18 protein-coding genes are annotated in these 16688 nt (G+C 60.6%); 6 read left to right on the top strand and 12 right to left on the bottom strand.

Annotation, left to right across the window (positions count from 1 at the left end):
• From B9Z31_RS04385 to B9Z31_RS04345, 9 genes are all read right to left on the bottom strand, one after another.
• The coding region (locus B9Z31_RS04385) for a GTP-binding protein (protein WP_233200730.1) at window positions 1-139 on the bottom strand (139 nt) is incomplete at its 3' end.
• A gap of 187 nt (window positions 140-326) precedes the next feature.
• On the bottom strand, window positions 327-2429 hold the full coding sequence (fusA, locus tag B9Z31_RS04380; RefSeq protein WP_100118317.1) for an elongation factor G: 2103 nt from the start codon (window positions 2427-2429) through the stop codon (window positions 327-329).
• A 99-nt stretch (window positions 2430-2528) separates the two neighbouring features.
• Complete coding sequence (gene rpsG, locus B9Z31_RS04375; protein ID WP_019426275.1) at window positions 2529-2999, bottom strand: 30S ribosomal protein S7; 471 nt, start codon at window positions 2997-2999, stop codon at window positions 2529-2531.
• Window positions 3000-3164: 165 nt separating this feature from the next.
• Complete coding sequence (gene rpsL / locus B9Z31_RS04370) at window positions 3165-3542, bottom strand: 30S ribosomal protein S12 (RefSeq protein ID WP_011466063.1); 378 nt, start codon at window positions 3540-3542, stop codon at window positions 3165-3167.
• A gap of 137 nt (window positions 3543-3679) precedes the next feature.
• Window positions 3680-4768 carry a D-alanyl-D-alanine carboxypeptidase family protein gene (locus B9Z31_RS04365; RefSeq protein WP_233200727.1) on the bottom strand — a complete coding sequence of 363 codons (1089 nt, stop codon included), beginning with the start codon at window positions 4766-4768 and terminating at the stop codon, window positions 3680-3682.
• A 117-nt stretch (window positions 4769-4885) separates the two neighbouring features.
• Window positions 4886-5512 (bottom strand): alpha/beta hydrolase, encoded by a 627-nt coding sequence (locus tag B9Z31_RS04360; RefSeq protein ID WP_100118315.1) that lies wholly within the window; start codon window positions 5510-5512, stop codon window positions 4886-4888.
• Window positions 5512-5856 (bottom strand): ferredoxin, encoded by a 345-nt coding sequence (locus B9Z31_RS04355; RefSeq protein ID WP_100118314.1) that lies wholly within the window; start codon window positions 5854-5856, stop codon window positions 5512-5514. Before B9Z31_RS04355 ends, B9Z31_RS04360 begins: the two co-directional genes overlap by 1 nt.
• 24 nt (window positions 5857-5880) lie before the next feature.
• The gene (locus B9Z31_RS04350; RefSeq protein WP_100118313.1) at window positions 5881-6996 is read right to left on the bottom strand and encodes a VanZ family protein; all 1116 of its coding nucleotides are present in this window, start codon (window positions 6994-6996) and stop codon (window positions 5881-5883) included.
• A gap of 9 nt (window positions 6997-7005) precedes the next feature.
• Complete coding sequence (locus tag B9Z31_RS04345) at window positions 7006-7434, bottom strand: CopD family protein (RefSeq protein WP_100118312.1); 429 nt, start codon at window positions 7432-7434, stop codon at window positions 7006-7008.
• 302 nt (window positions 7435-7736) lie between these two features.
• On the opposite strand from B9Z31_RS04345, the gene hemB reads away from it, so the two are divergent.
• Together hemB and B9Z31_RS04335 are read left to right on the top strand one after the other, a co-directional pair.
• Window positions 7737-8741, top strand: a complete 1005-nt coding sequence (gene hemB, locus B9Z31_RS04340; protein WP_100118367.1) for a porphobilinogen synthase — start codon at window positions 7737-7739, stop codon at window positions 8739-8741.
• Between the two features lie 8 nt (window positions 8742-8749).
• Window positions 8750-9901: a magnesium transporter CorA family protein gene (locus B9Z31_RS04335; RefSeq protein ID WP_100118368.1), complete on the top strand. Its 1152-nt coding sequence runs from the start codon at window positions 8750-8752 to the stop codon at window positions 9899-9901.
• A 561-nt stretch (window positions 9902-10462) separates the two neighbouring features.
• Here the strand turns inward: B9Z31_RS04335 and B9Z31_RS04330 are convergent.
• Window positions 10463-11152: a dienelactone hydrolase family protein gene (locus B9Z31_RS04330; protein ID WP_100118366.1), complete on the bottom strand. Its 690-nt coding sequence runs from the start codon at window positions 11150-11152 to the stop codon at window positions 10463-10465.
• 27 nt (window positions 11153-11179) lie between these two features.
• Complete coding sequence (locus B9Z31_RS04325; RefSeq protein ID WP_100118311.1) at window positions 11180-11782, bottom strand: 2-hydroxychromene-2-carboxylate isomerase; 603 nt, start codon at window positions 11780-11782, stop codon at window positions 11180-11182.
• 77 nt (window positions 11783-11859) lie between these two features.
• Here B9Z31_RS04325 and B9Z31_RS04320 point away from each other — a divergent pair, with 77 nt between their 5' ends.
• From B9Z31_RS04320 to B9Z31_RS04310, 3 genes are all read left to right on the top strand, one after another.
• Complete coding sequence (locus B9Z31_RS04320; RefSeq protein ID WP_100118310.1) at window positions 11860-12606, top strand: SDR family oxidoreductase; 747 nt, start codon at window positions 11860-11862, stop codon at window positions 12604-12606.
• A complete protein-coding gene (locus tag B9Z31_RS04315; RefSeq protein ID WP_100118309.1) occupies window positions 12606-13073 on the top strand; it encodes a MaoC family dehydratase in 468 nt (155 codons plus the stop codon). Before B9Z31_RS04320 ends, B9Z31_RS04315 begins: the two co-directional genes overlap by 1 nt.
• A 132-nt stretch (window positions 13074-13205) precedes the next feature.
• On the top strand, window positions 13206-13841 hold the full coding sequence (locus B9Z31_RS04310) for a MarC family protein (RefSeq protein WP_100118308.1): 636 nt from the start codon (window positions 13206-13208) through the stop codon (window positions 13839-13841).
• A 42-nt stretch (window positions 13842-13883) separates the two neighbouring features.
• On the opposite strand, the gene B9Z31_RS04305 is transcribed toward B9Z31_RS04310, so the two are convergent.
• Window positions 13884-14822: a LysR family transcriptional regulator gene (locus B9Z31_RS04305; protein ID WP_100118307.1), complete on the bottom strand. Its 939-nt coding sequence runs from the start codon at window positions 14820-14822 to the stop codon at window positions 13884-13886.
• A gap of 138 nt (window positions 14823-14960) precedes the next feature.
• Between B9Z31_RS04305 and B9Z31_RS04300 the strand changes: the two genes are divergently transcribed.
• On the top strand, window positions 14961-16472 hold the full coding sequence (locus B9Z31_RS04300) for a CoA-acylating methylmalonate-semialdehyde dehydrogenase (RefSeq protein ID WP_100118306.1): 1512 nt from the start codon (window positions 14961-14963) through the stop codon (window positions 16470-16472).
• The last annotated feature ends 216 nt before the right edge of the window (window positions 16473-16688 follow it).

Below are 16688 nucleotides of genomic sequence, written 5' to 3'. Positions count from 1 at the left end.
ACGCTTTGGCAGCACCGCCGAACTTGGCAGCCAACACGGTGGTGATGGCGGCAGTCAGGGTGGTCTTGCCGTGGTCAACGTGACCGATGGTGCCCACGTTCACGTGGGGTTTGGTCCGTTCGAATTTTTCCTTAGCCATTTTTCAATCCTTAAAAAGAGCAATGCCCGTGTGTTGGTTTTATGTTTGCATCAGGTTGCTTGATCACTCCGCACGGGCACAGAGTGGCACTTGATCGCAGACAGTTTCTGAACTTTCAGATCTGACTCTTTCTAGTCAGAAGTGACGGATCAAATTCGCAGGCGAATTTGGTCCGGCACACTTGTCTTTACTTCGCGCGTGAAGCCACAATGGCTTCGGCCACGTTACGTGGGGCTTCAGCGTAGTGCTTGAATTCCATCGTGTACGTTGCACGGCCTTGCGACATGGAGCGCAGGGTGGTCGAGTAACCGAACATTTCGGACAATGGCACTTCGGCCTTGATGGCCTTGCCGCCACCGACCATGTCGTCCATACCCTGGACCATGCCGCGGCGTGAGGACAAGTCGCCCATCACGTTACCGGCGTAGTCTTCAGGGGTCTCGACTTCCACAGCCATCATGGGCTCCAGAATCACGGGCTGGGCTTTGCGGCAACCTTCTTTGAAACCAAAGATGGCGGCCATCTTGAAGGCCATTTCGTTCGAGTCCACATCGTGGTACGAACCAAAGTGCAGCGTGACCTTGACGTCCACCACGGGGTAACCCGCCAACACGCCTTGACCCAAAGCTTCGATCACGCCCTTTTCCACCGCAGGGATGTATTCGCGAGGAACCACACCGCCCTTGATGGCGTCGACGAATTCAAAGCCCTTGCCTGGCTCTTGTGGCTCGACCTTCAGAACCACGTGACCGTATTGACCCTTACCACCGGACTGACGCACGAACTTGCCTTCGGCTTCGTCCACGGTCTTGCGGATGGTTTCGCGGTAAGCCACTTGAGGCTTGCCGACGTTGGCTTCCACACCGAATTCACGCTTCATGCGGTCGACAATGATTTCCAGGTGCAATTCGCCCTGACCACCAATGATGGTCTGGCCCGACTCTTCGTCGGTTTGCACGCGGAAAGAAGGATCTTCAGCAGCCAGTCGGGACAAGGCAATGCCCATTTTTTCCTGGTCGGCTTTGGTCTTGGGCTCCACCGCTTGACGGATCACAGAGTCAGGGAACACCATGCGCTCGAGTGTGATCACGGCGTTTGGATCGCACAATGTTTCGCCGGTGGTGACGTCTTTCAGGCCCACGCAAGCAGCGATGTCGCCTGCACGGATCTCGTCAACTTCTTCACGGTTGTTGGCGTGCATCTGCACGATACGGCCGATACGCTCTTTCTTGCCGCGCACCGCGTTGTAGACGGTGTCGCCCTTTTTCAGAACGCCGGAGTACACGCGAACGAAAGTCAACTGACCCACGAACGGATCGGTCATCAACTTGAAGGCCAACGCAGAGAACTTCTCATCGTCGTCGGCTTTGCGGGTGATTTCCTGCTCTTCTTCGTCGTAACCCTTGATCGCTTTCACGTCCAGTGGCGAAGGCATCAATTCGAGAACCGCATCCAGCATGCGCTGAACGCCTTTGTTCTTGAACGCTGTACCGCACAACATCGGCTGGATTTCGCTGTTGATGGTGCGAACGCGCAGGCCGTGGGTGATTTCTTCTTCGGTCAAGTCGCCTTCTTCGAGGTACTTGTTCATCAGCTCTTCGGAGGCTTCAGCAGCAGCTTCCACCATCTTCTCGCGCCACTCTTTGGCCAATTCAACCAAGTCAGCAGGAATTTCTTCGAACGTGAACTTCATGCCCTGAGAAGCTTCGTCCCAGATGATGGCCTTCATCTTGCGCAGATCGACCACGCCGGTGAAGTTTTCTTCAGCGCCAATTGGGATCACGATCGGCACGGGGTTGGCCTTCAGGCGCAACTTCATCTGCTCCACAACTTTGAAGAAGTTGGCACCGGTGCGGTCCATCTTGTTCACAAAGGCCAAACGTGGCACTTTGTACTTGTTGGCCTGACGCCACACGGTTTCAGACTGGGGCTGCACGCCGCCCACAGCACAGTAAACCATGCAAGCACCGTCCAGCACGCGCATCGAACGCTCAACTTCAATGGTGAAGTCCACGTGACCGGGGGTGTCGATGATGTTGATGCGGTGGTCTTCGAAAGAGCCGTCCATGCCTTTCCAGAAGCAGGTGGTGGCAGCGGAGGTGATCGTGATGCCACGCTCTTGCTCCTGCTCCATCCAGTCCATGGTGGCGGCGCCGTCGTGCACTTCACCAATTTTGTGATTCACGCCGGTATAAAAAAGAATACGCTCAGTCGTTGTGGTCTTGCCAGCGTCAATGTGCGCCGAGATACCAATGTTGCGATAGCGCTCGATGGGGGTGGTGCGAGCCATTTATTTCTCCAATGATTAAATACCAAAGCCCGCCACCCCTTTTGGGGCCAGCGGGCCAGCTTCTGACAGTGTCGGGCTTCTTTGTGAAACCCTTGTGAATCAGAAGCGGAAGTGCGAGAACGCCTTGTTGGCTTCGGCCATGCGGTGAACTTCGTCACGCTTTTTCATGGCGCCGCCACGGCCTTCGTTGGCCTCGAGCAGTTCGTTGGCCAAACGCAGGGCCATGGACTTTTCACCGCGCTTGCGAGCGGCTTCTTTGATCCAACGCATCGACAGCGCCAAGCGGCGAACTGGGCGCACTTCAACAGGCACCTGGTAGTTCGCACCACCCACGCGGCGGGATTTCACTTCCACCATGGGCTTGACGTTGTTGATGGCAATGGAGAACAACTCAACAGGGTCTTTGCCTGTTTTCTTTTCCATGTTTTCGAGGGCACCGTAAATGATGCGCTCGGCAACAGCTTTTTTGCCGCCTTCCATGATCACGTTCATGAACTTGGACAATTCGACATTACCGAACTTGGGATCCGGCAGGATTTCACGTTTAGGGACTTCGCGACGACGTGGCATATTTCACCTCATATTGCTTCAGTTGGCATCTTTTCAGACACCGCGAGTGTTATTCAAAACAACTCACTTACTCGACCCACCTGGACAATTCCGGGCTTCGGGTCACTTCGCTGAATCACCGCGCCACGCGGGATACAGCACCGAAAAATTTCAACCCCAAAGGGCTTACTTGGCTTTTGGCTTCTTCGCACCGTACTTGGAGCGAGACTGCTTGCGGTCTTTCACGCCTTGCAAGTCCAGCGAACCGCGCACGATGTGGTAACGCACACCTGGCAAGTCTTTGACACGACCACCGCGCACCAGAACCACAGAGTGTTCTTGCAGGTTGTGGCCTTCACCGCCGATGTAGGAGATGACCTCAAAACCGTTGGTCAAGCGCACTTTGGCAACTTTACGCAGAGCGGAGTTAGGCTTTTTAGGCGTTGTGGTGTACACACGGGTGCAGACACCACGACGCTGTGGAGAGTTTTGCATCGCAGGGCTTTTGGACTTGATCGTTTCGACCTCGCGCCCCTGACGCACCAATTGATTGATGGTTGGCATTGTTTGTAACGTCCCTAAACGTTTGAATTTGACAAAAGAAACTTCTCCGCCCCAAAAGCGGAAAAGCCCGCCAGTATAACCGCCTGAGGGACCGAGGGCAAGTTATCCACACATCGAGGGTGCCCAAAGACCGAAATTCACTTGATCCACAGGCGCAGCGCATCCCAGGCACGGCCCAGAACACCTGCTTGTTCTACGGGCTCCAAAGCCACCAAGGGCACCTCGAACAACAACTGCTCGGCTCGCAAGACCTTCAAACTGCCCACCTTTTGCCCTTTGGCAAAGGGAGCCACCAACGGATCGGGACGCGCCACCTGGGTTTTGATCTGGGCGGCCGTGCCGGAAGGGACCGCCACCACCAGGGGCTGAAACGAGCCCAACTTCACCACAGGCGACTTGCCTTGCCAGACACTGGGGCTCAGGACCGGCTGGCCGGCGTCAAACAACTTGACCGCATCGAATGCGCTGTACCCCCAATTGAGCAACTTTTGGCTTTCATTGGCGCGGGCGTTCTCACTGTCAGCCCCCAGCACCACCGACAACAAGCGACGGGCTGCCACATTCGGAAAATCCCTTTTGGCCGTGGCCACCAAGCAATAACCGGCCGCCTTGGTCTGGCCTGTGCTCAAACCGTCCACCGTGGCATCCCGAAACAACAACAAATTGCGGTTGCTGTCATTGGCTGCTGGTGTGCCTTCGTAGCGGTACTTTTTGATCGCGTAATAAGGCACATATTCCGGAAAGTCCCGCATCAGGCGGGTCGCCAGCAGACCGAGGTCACGCGCGGTGGTGGTGTGCCCCGCCTCGTTCAGGCCCTCTGGGTTGCGGTAGCTGGTGTTTTTCATGCCCAAGACCTGGGTCTGCTCGTTCATCATTTGAACAAAGCGCTCCACGCTGCCGCCCACCCCCTCGGCCAAGGCCACCGTCGCGTCGTTGCCAGACTGCACAACCATGCCCTTGATCAAATCCTCGACCGGCACCCGCATTTTGGGATCTAGAAACATGCGCGAGCCAGGCATCTTCCAGGCCCTCTCAGACACAGGCAAGGTCTGTTTCAAGTCGATTTTTCTGGATTTGAGGGCGTCAAACACCAAATAAGCCGTCATGAGCTTGGTCAAGGACGCTGGCTCCACGGCCATGTCCGGGTCTTTGGCCGCCAAGACCTGGTTGGCGGTGACATCGATCAACAAATAAGCCTTGGCGGCGACCTCTGGCGGCTGCGGCATCTGCGCCTGGACATTGCAGGCAAGCCACAACCCAAAGGCCACAGCAAAATGTTTGAAATATGAGGACATGACGTTGGAAGAGGAACTTGAGCAGCCCTTTATGGGCCGCTACGGGAATCAGGCGCGAAGGTGTCGGGCCACCAAGCTTTTGAGCAAAGGCAACTGGCCGTGGAAAAAATGCTCGACACCGGGAATCACGGTCACGGGAAGGGATTGCGGCCGCGCCCAATCCATCACGCTGGCCAATGGGACTGTATCGTCTCGCTCGCCATGCAGCACCAAGGTTCGGTCATGCAGTTCCGGGGCCACGGGCGCGACATCAAACCGAGAGGCGGCCGTTCCCACCAGCACCAGTTTGTCCAAGCTGCGCACAGCGGCCAAGCTCTGCGCCACGTGGCTGGTGACAAACGCGCCAAACGAGAACCCGGCCAAGGCCAGGGGGCCTTGCGTGGCCACTTGCCCCACCAGCGCCAGCATGTCCTCAGCCTCGCCTCGGCCCTCGTCGTAAGTGCCCGCGCTGGCCCCAACGCCCCGGAAATTGAAGCGCACGGCTTGCCAGCCACACTGGACAAAAGCCCTGGCCATGGTCTGCACCACCTTGTTTTGCATGGTGCCACCAAACAAGGGGTGGGGGTGGGCAATCACGGCCGTGCCCACGACGGCCAAGTCGCTCGGGGTGTCCAGCAAGGCTTCAATGGCCCCGGCTTTTCCCTGCAAGGTCAACGACTGTGTCGCCGCGTTCATCAGCGCCCCAAATGCCCGGGCGTGACCAAGCGCGTCACCACCTGGCCGTTCTTCAGGTGGGACGTCACAATTTCATCGATGTCGGCTTTGTCCACATAGGTGTACCAAACGCCTTCGGGATAGACGACAGCCACCGGCCCCCCTGAACAACGGTCCAAACAACCGGCTTTGTTGACGCGGACCTCGCCCGGGCCGGCCAAACCCAAAGCTTTCACTTGGGCTTTGCAGTGGTCAAAAGCATCTTGCGCACCTTGCTGGGCGCAGCAAGCCTCGTTGTTCTTGCGCTCGTTCAAGCAAAAGAAGATGTGGCGCTTGAAATAGGGGCTGTGGGTTGGCGTGGTCATGGCGGAATTTTAGGGTGACCCTCATCACAAAGGGTCTGTAGGGGAACTGGAAGAAAGGCGATTGACCAAATACAGCAGCAAAGCATAAGGCCACAACCAGCCCAGCCACTGGCTCAGACCATGGAAGCGGATGAAGCGGCCTTGCTCCCAGGTTTGCAAAGTCAGGACAAAGTAGGCGTCGGCCGAAGCGTTGTTGAGCAAGCTGAGCTGCCAAACCAGGGCGGCCAAGGCCAACACCCAGCACACCCGAGCGGTGCAAAAAGACAAGGCCGCCATCCCGAGCACCGCGACAGCCAAACCGGCCCAAACTTCGGAAGTGACCCAATCCCAGGTGTGGGCGGGGCCATAGGTGAGCGCAGCCGACAAAGCGCTGGCCAAAAACCCGATCAGCACCGACAGCACAGCGACCACAACGCGTTGACGCCACAGCCGCACCACACCGTAGGCCAAGGCGCACGGCAGCAGCAGGCCGATGGCCACGCACAAAATCTCACTGATGGGCAGCAAAGGCTGCAGTTCTATTTCTCGCAGAGGCAGCCACTCCAGCATCGCCGAGTCCTCCAGCACATGGGCCAAGAAAGCTTCCAAGCGCTCGAGCACTTGGCCCAGACCGAACGTCACCGGGGCGGGAAACAACAAGGCCAAGGGCCAAACCGCCAACAAGGCCAGCGCCCCACTCGAATCGGGCACGAACCAGCGGTCGCGAAAACGGCTCCACCGGTCCATCCAGCCCGCCCAAGCCAAAGCACGCGCCGTTGTGGCCCCGGCCAGCGCCCCGGCCATGTTCAGGGCGGCGTCGACGTTAGAGGGCACCCGCACGGGCAAAAACATTTGGATGGACTCCAACGTCAAGGACAAAACCGCGGCTGCGGTCGTCGCCATGAGCACCGCAGGCCATTCAGGCCGGGTGCGGTGCAATGCCAAAGCCAACAAAAACCCGAATGGCGCGTAACCCAACACATTGGACAGCACGTCAAAACCCGTCCAATAACGGGGCAATGGCGCGGTCAGGTACACCCAAGGTGCAATGCCCTGAAACCGCCATTGGTCAAAGGGGTACAAACTGGCGTAAACAATCAGGATGGCATACACCCAAACCAGTGGCCACGCCGCAGTTTTGCGCTGAGGGTCGGTGCGCATGCCCAGGCCTTAAAACGGCTTGACCACCACCAAAATGACCGCCGCGAACATCATCAGCACCGGTGCTTCATTGAACCAACGGAACCAGACATGGCTGCGCTGCATTTGGCCGCTCTCGAATTTGCGCAACAACACGCCACAACTGTGGTGGTAGCCCAGCAAGGCCACCACGATCAGCAGTTTGGCGTGCATCCAGCCTTGTCCTGGGCCTTTGCCAATGCCGTAATGAAGCCAAAGCCACAAGCCCAAGGCCAAAGCGGGCACCGCCAAAATGGTCATGAAGCGGTAAAGCTTGCGTGACATCAAGAGCAAGCGCTCACGCTCGGCCACAGAGCCGGGCTCCACCATCGCCAAATTGACAAAAATTCGAGGCAGGTAAAACAGGCCCGCAAACCAGCTGGCGATGAACACGATGTGAAGGGCTTTGATCCAGAGCATGGCTCAAGTGTAGTCAGAGATGGACGAGGCCGCCGCGGGATGTCAACGGGCGAAAAAAAACCCCCGGCCATGGGCCGAGGGTGGCAAGCCTGTCGGCGTGAGCGTCCAGGCCCCGCTCAGGGAGGAAAAGCGGGAGGCAGCAAGCTGCCCGGCGTTAATTTATCAAATAACAAAAATGCAAACAAGCTTAAATTTGTGTTTTGTGATGTTTTTGACGGTTGGGCACTTTTCTCACGAACGCAAGACCCCTGGCGGACACCCAAGGCTTGGGCTGGGCACCGACTTCAGGCACAATTTTCACCATGAACCCCGTCGCACCCTTCCCCTCCAGCCGCCCACGCCGCTTGCGCCGTGATGAATTCACCCGCAACTTGGTGCGCGAACACCAGGTCACGCCGCACGACCTGATCTACCCGGTGTTTGTGCTGGACGGTCAAAACCAGCGCCAGCAGGTCGGCTCCATGCCGGGCGTAGAGCGTCTGAGTCTGGACCTGCTGCTGCCCGTGGCGGAAGACTGCGTGAAACTCGGCATCCCGGTGATGGCGCTGTTCCCGGTGATCGACGCCAGCCTCAAGGACCCCACAGGCAGCGAAGCCATGAACCCGGACGGCCTGGTGCCGCGCGTGGTGCGCGAGCTGAAAAAACGCTTTCCCGAACTGGGCGTGATGACCGACGTGGCCTTGGACCCTTTCACCAGCCACGGCCAGGACGGCCTGCTGGACGAGACCGGCTACATCTTGAACGACGAAACCACCGCCGTGCTGGTGCAGCAAGCCCTGACCCAGGCCGAAGCCGGTGTGGACATGGTGGCCCCCAGTGACATGATGGACGGGCGCATCGGCGCGATCCGCCAGGCGCTGGAAGCGCGTGGCCTGATCCACACCCGCATCATGGCCTACAGCGCCAAATACGCCAGTGCGTTTTACGGCCCGTTCCGCGACGCGGTGGGTTCGGCCGGCAATCTGGGCAAGAGCAACAAAAAGGTCTACCAGATGGACCCCGGCAACAGCGACGAAGCCCTGCGCGAAGTCGCCATGGACCTGGCCGAAGGCGCCGACATGGTCATGGTCAAGCCCGGCATGCCTTATCTGGACATCGTGCGCCGTGTCAAAGACGAATTCAAGGTACCCACCTTCGCCTACCAAGTCTCTGGCGAGTACGCCATGCTCAAGGCGGCGGCGCAAAACGGCTGGCTGGACCACGACCTGGTCATGATGGAAAGCCTGCTGGCCTTCAAGCGGGCCGGGGCCGATGGCGTATTGACCTACTTTGCCCGCGACGCGGCACGGTTGATTCGCCAGGCGTGATCGCCGGTATGCGGATCTTCAGCGTCTCGGGTGCAGAGGTTCATACCGAAACCGACTGGCCAGAGCGCCTGCCTGAACAAGGCTATGTCTGGATCGCGGGCACGCGCGAGCAGTTCCAAACCGACTTGTCGTCCATCCAAAGCCATCTGGAACGGCTGACAGGGCAAAGCTTGGTGGATTTGCACGTTTCAGACCTGCTGAACGCCCAATTGCCCTCGCGCTTTGATTACAGCTCGCACTACGACCTGGTGGTGTTTCGCAGACTGGCCCAACGTCAGGACACGGCCGGCCCAGCCGAGGCACCCGCTCCAGGTCGCCCCACCAAGCGCACAGGTCCGCCCGTTTTGCACCGCATCGACACCAGCCCGGTCGGCATGGCGGTGTTTGACCGGGTGCTCTTGAGTGTGCACCCCGCAGACTGTGCGGTACGCGACGCCTATGCGCAACGCTTGCTAACCAGCAGCGCCTTGAGCAAGTCGCCGCCACCCGCAGCCGCGGCGGCAGCGGCGGCCGACCCCCGTTCCACGGGCGCACGGGGCGTGCCCAGCAGCCCGGCCGACATGATGCTGCGCATCGTCAGCCAGATGGTGGACAGCTACCTCGACTTGCGCCGCGAACTCAGCCGCCAGCTGGACCATTGGCAAGCCGAGTTGCTCAACCCACGCACCCGCTTCAACCGCTGGGACGCCCTGCTCCAGGCGCGGCTGGCGCTGCACCAACTCGAATCGTTGTGTGACGACCAGCGCACCGCCTTGCAAGGCTGGACCGAGTCGCTGGACACGTGGGGACTGGGGCCCGGCAGCAACGCCGAACGAGAACACGAGTTGCTGAAAATCCGCAGCCGCGATGTGCTGGAACACATCGACCGGGTGGTCCAACATGTGCGCCGCTTGGAGCACAACACCGAAACCGCGGTGCAAATGCACTTCAATGTGCAAGGCAACCGCACCAACGACATCATGCGCACGCTGACCGCGCTGACCGCGATTTTTTTGCCCCTGAACCTGATCGCGGCCGTGTTCGGCATGAACTTCGAATTCATGCCATGGCTGCACACGGCCACCGGGTTTTGGTGGACGCTGGGTGGCATGGGCACGATTGCCACCACCATGGGCTTGGTGTTCTGGCGCAAACGCTACCTGGCACGCACCGGCGACTGAGCCTGGTGCCTGCCCCTTTTTGGTGGGAGTAAGCCCCTGCTCGCGAATGCAAGTGCAGCGCTCATGCCCCTTCAGGCACCAACAGCGAACATCTCTTCGGCTGCAGGGGCAGCCTCCCACAACATCTGAGCCTGGTGCCTGCCCCTGTTTTGTGGGAGCGAGCCCCTGCTCGCGAATGCAAGTGCAGCGCTCATGCCCCTTCAGGCACCAACAGCGAACCACTCTTCGGCTGCAGGGGCAGCCTCCCACAACATCTGAGCCTTGTAACTGCCTCTTTTTGGTGGGAGCGAGCCCCTGCTCGCGAATGCAAGTGCAGCGCTCATGCCCGCTCAAGCATCAACACCGAACCACTCTTCGGTTGCAGGGGCAGCCTCCCACAACATCTGAGCCTTGTAACTGCCTCTTTTTGGTGGGAGCGAGCCCCTGCTCGCGAATGCAAGTGCAGCGCTCATGCCCCTTCAGGCACCAACACCGAACCACTCTTCGGCTGCAGGGGCAGCCTCCTACAACATACCGGGCCTCTGAAAGGGCCTGGTAAAGAGCCTTGTCGCGGGCCTGGTGTCAGCCCAAATGTTTGGCAAAAAAAGCCAAGGTCCTCTCGCGCGCCAACTGTGCGGAAGGCGCGTGCCAGGCACCGCGCTGGTCACAGTTGAAACCGTGGTGCGCTGCATAGGTCTGGACCTGCACTTCGGGATGTGCCTTTTGAAACGCCTGCACCGTGTCCAAGGGAATCCATTTGTCTTCGTCGGCAAAGTGGGCCAACACGGGCACTTGGGGGTGGCGCGCCATTTCGGCCTCGGTCGTCACACCGCCACCGTAATAAGGTGCCGCCGCACTCAGGCCCTTCAAGGTGCATGCGGCGCGCCAGGTCAGCAGTCCGCCCCAGCAATAACCCACGATACCGACCTTGCCACCGGAGACCTTGGCCGCGTGGTCAATGGCGGCCTGGATGTCTGGCATCACGCCTGGGGCTGGCAAGGCCTCCACCGCGGTCTTGTAGCCAAATCCTTCGCCCATGTCGGGGTCGCTGTAGCCCAGCTCGACACCGGGCTTGACCCGGTGAAACGCCGCTGGCGCGACAGCCAGATAACCCTCGGCCGCATAGCCGTCGGCCACTTGGCGGATGTGGCTGTTGACGCCAAAAATCTCCTGGATCACCACCACCGCGCCCTTGGGCGTGCCTGTGGGCCGCGCTTCATAGGCCGGCACCCTGGTGCCGTCCGCGGCTTGCAGTTCCATCATCGTTCCCATGCTCACTCCTTCATTGTTGGCCACACATCAATGGGTCAGCACACGTTCGACAAAGTCAAGACGGTCCTGGCCCCAAAAAATTTCACCATCGACCACATAGCTGGGTGCGCCAAACACACCCGCATCGATGGCCGCCTGGGTGTAGCTCTCGTAGCGCTCTTGCACGGCTTGGCTGTGCGAACGCTCCAGCAAAGCCGCAGGCAAACCTTGCTCGGTCAGCAACTCGGCCAAGACTTTTTCGTCGGCCATGTTGCGCTCTTGTGCCCAGCAAGCCGCCAAGATGGCGCCGGCCATCTTCATGGCCGCTGAGGCACCCTGGGCCAAGTCGGCCGCGATGATGAGCCGAGCCGCGTCGTCGCCGCCCACCGGGAAATACTTGGGCTTGAGGTTCAAAGGCGCATTCAGGTGGGCACTGAAGCGCTGCAACTCCACCAAACGGTAAGCCTGGCGCTGCGGTGCACGCTGGCCCAAAGGCAAGCCGCCCGAAATCGGGAACACCTTGCCGCCCAAATCGATGGGCATGACCCGCACCGTCGCCCCGCTGCGCTGCAAGATATCAGCCAAGCGCTGGTGGCCCAAATAAGCCCACGGGCTTTGGGGGGCGAGGTAATAGTCCACTGTGCGACCCATGCTGTCTCCTGGCGTGTTGTGTAATCTTCGAAGCAACGGTTTTAACCGCAAGCGAACATTTTTGCAGGAGACACGCGATGAACAAGGTCTTGTTGGTGACCGGCGGCAGCCGGGGGATCGGGGCAGCCACGGCCCTTTTGGCAGCCCAAAACGGCTGGTCGGTGGCCGTGAACTACACCGCCAATTCGCTGGCCGCTGACGAGGTGGTGCGCCAGATCCGCGGCACGGGCGGCAACGCCATCGCCGTGCAGGCCGATGTGGCGGACGAAGCGCAGGTCATGCGCATGTACGAGCACATCGATGCCAAACTGGGCCGCCTGTCGGGCCTGGTCAACAACGCGGGCGTGGTCGACGTTTACGCACGCGTGGCCGACATGAGCGTGGCGCGACTCAAACGCATGTTCGACATCAATGTGATTGGCAGCATCGTCTGCGCCCGCGAAGCCTTGCGGCGCATGAGCACGCTCTACGGCGGCGAAGGCGGCAGCATCGTCAACGTGTCAAGCGCCGCCGCACGTCTGGGGTCGCCAGGCCAGTACGTGGACTACGCCTCGGCCAAAGGCGCCATCGACGCCTTCACCCTGGGCCTGGCCAAAGAGGTCGCTGCCGAAGGCGTGCGCGTCAATGCCGTCCGTCCGGGTCTGATTGACACCGACATCCACGCCTCGGGCGGCCTGCCCAACCGCGTCAAAGACCTGCAGCACCTGGTGCCCATGCAGCGCGGCGGCACCGCCGACGAGGTGGCGCAAAGCATCGTCTGGCTCTTGTCCGACGCGGCCAGCTACACCACCATGAGCTTGATCGACGTGTCAGGAGGCCGCTGATGGCCGAGTTCAAGTATTACTGGGAAGACTTTGCCCCCGGCGAGGTGCGTGACCTGGGCACCATCACGCCCACCCGCGAAGAGATCATCGCCTTCGCCACCCAGTTCGACCCGCAGCCCTTTCACCTGAACGACGAGGCGGCCAAGGCCTCGGTGTTTGGCGCCCTGTCGGCCAGCGGCTGGCACACCTGTTCCATGGCCATGCGCCTGATGGTGACCAACTTCCTGTGCGAAACCTCCAGCCTCGGCTCGCCGGGCCTGGAAAACATCAAATGGCTCAAACCGGTTTACCCCGGAGACACCTTGCGACTGCAGTCCACCATGCTCGAGACCAAACCCATGGGCAAGCGCCCGGATGTGGGCATGACGCGCAACCTGTGGGAAATGTTCAACCAGCACGGCGACAAGGTGCTGCACATGGAAGGCTGGGGCATGTTCCGAAGGCGCCACCCAGCAGCCCCCCACTGACCCCCGTGGGCGCGAGCACCTGCTCGCGCATGCGTGCCATGGCACGACCAGCGTTCGGCCGCGGGGGCGGCCTCCCACCCCACGCGCGTTTTAAGCGGCTTGGCTTTTGAGCAAGCCGGGCACAATCGGGCGATGGATTTCAAACCACTCATCACCCTGCTGGCCATCGTCAACCCTTTGGCCATCGTCCCTTTTTTCATCCACTACACCCAAGGCTTCAGCGCGGCCCAGCGCAAAAAAACCATTTGGGTGTCGTCCTTTTCGGCCTTCGTGGTGATCGCCGCCAGCGCCCTGCTGGGCCTGCAAATCCTGGAGTTCTTCGGCATCTCGCTGGCCAGCTTTCAAGTGGGCGGCGGCATGCTGCTGTTGACCGCCGCGCTGTCCATGCTCAACGCCCAACCCGCTGAAGCCCGCGCCAATGCCGATGAGGTGCATGACGCCGAAGCCAAAGCCGCCATGGGGGCCAGCATCGCCGTGGTGCCGCTGACCATCCCGCTGCTGACCGGCCCGGCCACCATGTCCACGGTGGTGATTTACGCCGAAAAAGCCAAGAACTTCGCCCAACTGGGCACCTTGGTCGGCTACGGCGTGGTCATCGCCTTGGCCACGGCTTTGTGCTTTTCACTGGCCACGCCGATTGCCCGCATTCTGGGCAAAACCGGCATCAACGTCATGACCCGGCTGATGGGTTTGATTTTGGCCGCGCTGGCCGTCGAGGTGATGGCCGACGGGCTGCACAAGCTGTTTCCGGTGCTGGCTGGTCATTGAGCTGGGCGCTCAATTTGGCTTCACCCGGCCTTCACGGCGGGTTCAGACACCGAACCCATTGGCCAAGCCAGCCCTCAAATGCGCCACCAACGCCGCCACGGCGCGGGGCACGTGCGGCGCGTACGGACGGATGGCGTAGATGGTTTCGGCAAAAGCCCCCACGGGTTTCCAGCCCGGCAGCACGCGCACCAACTGGCCCTTGCGCAACTCGGCCTGGGCGCTGAAGTCGGGCATGAGGGCAATGCCTGCGCCCGTGAGTGCGGCTTCGCGCAGGGCTTCGCTGTTGTTGGCGGCAAAGCGGCCACTCACCGGCACCGTGATCCGTTCGCCCCCGCCTGAAGGCTCGCGCGGCTCAAAGGTCCAGGCCGGGGTGTCTTGCGAGCGCGGGTAATGCAGGCAGTTGTGGGCTTGCAGCTCGGCCGGGTTTTGCGGTTCGCCAAATTGAGCGATGTAAGCGCGGGTGGCCACCAGCACCGACTCGGTGGCGCACAGCGCCCAAGCCACGTGGGTGTCGGGCGGGCGGGCGGTGTGGCGAATCGCCAGGTCATAGCCTTCGGTGGCCAAGGCGCTCAGCCGGTCGGACAGGTCCAGCTCGATGCGCACATCCGGAAAGTCTTGCAGATAAGCGGCGAACAAGGGCACGAGCTGCTGCCTGGCCAGCGCCACGGGCGCGGTCACCCGCAGCAAGCCACTGGGCTGTTCGGCCAAGTCGCGGACCTGGGCAAAGCTTTGCGCGATCTGCTCGAACGAGGTGCGGGTGTCATCCACCAGCCGCTGGCCCGCCTCGGTCAGGCGCAGGCTGCGGGTGGTGCGCTGCACCAGGGTGACTTTGGCCGCACGCTCGAGCTCGGCAATGCGCTGGCTCATGGCGGCCTTGCTCACCCCCAAACGGGCCGCCGCCGCCGTGTAGCTGCCCTGCTGGGCCAGCACGCTGAGCCAGTGCAGGTGCGTCCACAAGGTGTTGATTTTTTGCTCTTCCATCTGCACATTGTTCACTATTTTGAACAATCAATTCAGATTTGCGGCATTGCGGGGGGTGGCGGGGGTGCCTACACTGCATGCAAATCAAAGCATTTCGCGCGCAGGGGCGCGCTCCCACATCCACAACGAAAGTCCCAGATGAGCATTTCCCAAATCGGTCATTACATCGGCGGCCAAGTCACCGCAGGCACTTCGGGCCGCAGCCAGCCTGTGACCAACCCCGCCACCGGCGCCGTGACCGGCAACGTGGCGCTGGCCAACAGCGCCGAAGTGGCCAAAGCCGTGGCCGCTGCGCAAGCGGCTTTCCCGGCCTGGGCCGACACGCCGCCGCTGCGCCGCGCCCGCGTGATGTTCAAGTTCCTCGAGCTGCTCAACACCCACAAGGACGAATTGGCCCACATGATCACCGCCGAGCACGGCAAGGTGTTCACCGACGCACAAGGCGAGGTGAGCCGCGGCATCGACATCGTGGAATTTGCCACCGGCATCCCGCAGCTGCTCAAAGGCGACTTCACCGACCAGGTCTCGACTGGCATCGACAACTGGACGCTGCGCCAGCCTTTGGGCGTGGTCGCAGGCATCACGCCCTTCAACTTCCCGGTCATGGTGCCCATGTGGATGTTCCCGGTCGCGATCGCGGCGGGCAACACCTTCATCTTGAAGCCCAGCCCGACCGACCCCACGCCTTCGTTGTTCATGGCCGAGTTGCTGAAAAAAGCAGGCCTGCCCGATGGCGTGTTCAACGTGGTGCAAGGCGACAAAGAAGCCGTAGACGCGCTGCTGGAGCACCCCGATGTGAAAGCCATCAGCTTTGTCGGCTCCACCCCGATTGCCAACTACATCTACGAAACTGGCGCGCACCACGGCAAGCGCGTGCAGGCCCTGGGCGGCGCGAAAAACCACTTGGTGGTCATGCCCGACGCCGACATCGACCAGACGGTGGATGCGCTGATCGGCGCAGGTTACGGCTCGGCCGGTGAGCGCTGCATGGCGATCAGCGTGGCGGTGCTGGTAGGCGATGTGGCCGACAAGATCTTGCCCAAGCTGATCGAGCGTACCAAGGCGCTGCAAGTGCTCAACGGTGAAAACTTGGCCGCCGAAATGGGCCCCATTGTGACCGACGCTGCGCGTCAGCGCATCAAGGGCTACATCGACGCGGGCGTGGCCGAAGGCGCCAAGCTCTTGGTGGACGGCCGCGTGTTTGACGGTGCCCAAGCGGGTGCCGGTTGCGAGCAAGGTTTCTGGCTGGGCGGCACGTTGTTTGACCACGTGAGCACCGACATGAAGATCTACAAAGAAGAAATCTTTGGCCCCGTGTTGAGTTGCGTGCGCGTGCCCGACTTTGCCACCGCGGTACAAATCATCAACGACCACGAGTTCGGCAACGGCGTCTCCTGCTTCACCCGTGACGGCAACGTGGCGCGTGAGTTCTCGCGTCGCATTCAGGTGGGCATGGTCGGCATCAACGTGCCGATCCCGGTGCCCATGGCCTGGCACGGCTTTGGCGGTTGGAAGCGCAGCCTGTTTGGTGACATGCACGCTTATGGCGAAGAAGGCGTGCGTTTCTACACGAAGCAAAAGTCCATCATGCAGCGCTGGCCCGAGAGCATTGGCAAGGGTGCCGAGTTTGTGATGCCAACGGCCAAATAAACGCCACGGGTGTCCGCTGCAACACAAAGCGCTCTTTTTGGTCCGTAGCGCATCAATGAGGGGCAGGGATTTCCCCCGAGTCGGGAAATCCCTGAGTGGCACAGTACGCTGGGTCACTTACATTTCATGCACTCGATGCAAAGCAGTATCTGCATCCCGAGGGCCGAGGAGACACTCAAGCCTAAAAACTCGAAAAGCATCGAACATCCGAACGAG

Source organism: Limnohabitans sp. G3-2 (assembly GCF_002778275.1).
Classification (GTDB): Bacteria; Pseudomonadota; Gammaproteobacteria; order Burkholderiales; family Burkholderiaceae_C; genus Limnohabitans_A.
The sequence above is the reverse complement of the archived record's forward strand: the minus strand, read 5'-3'. Positions and strand labels throughout refer to the sequence as shown.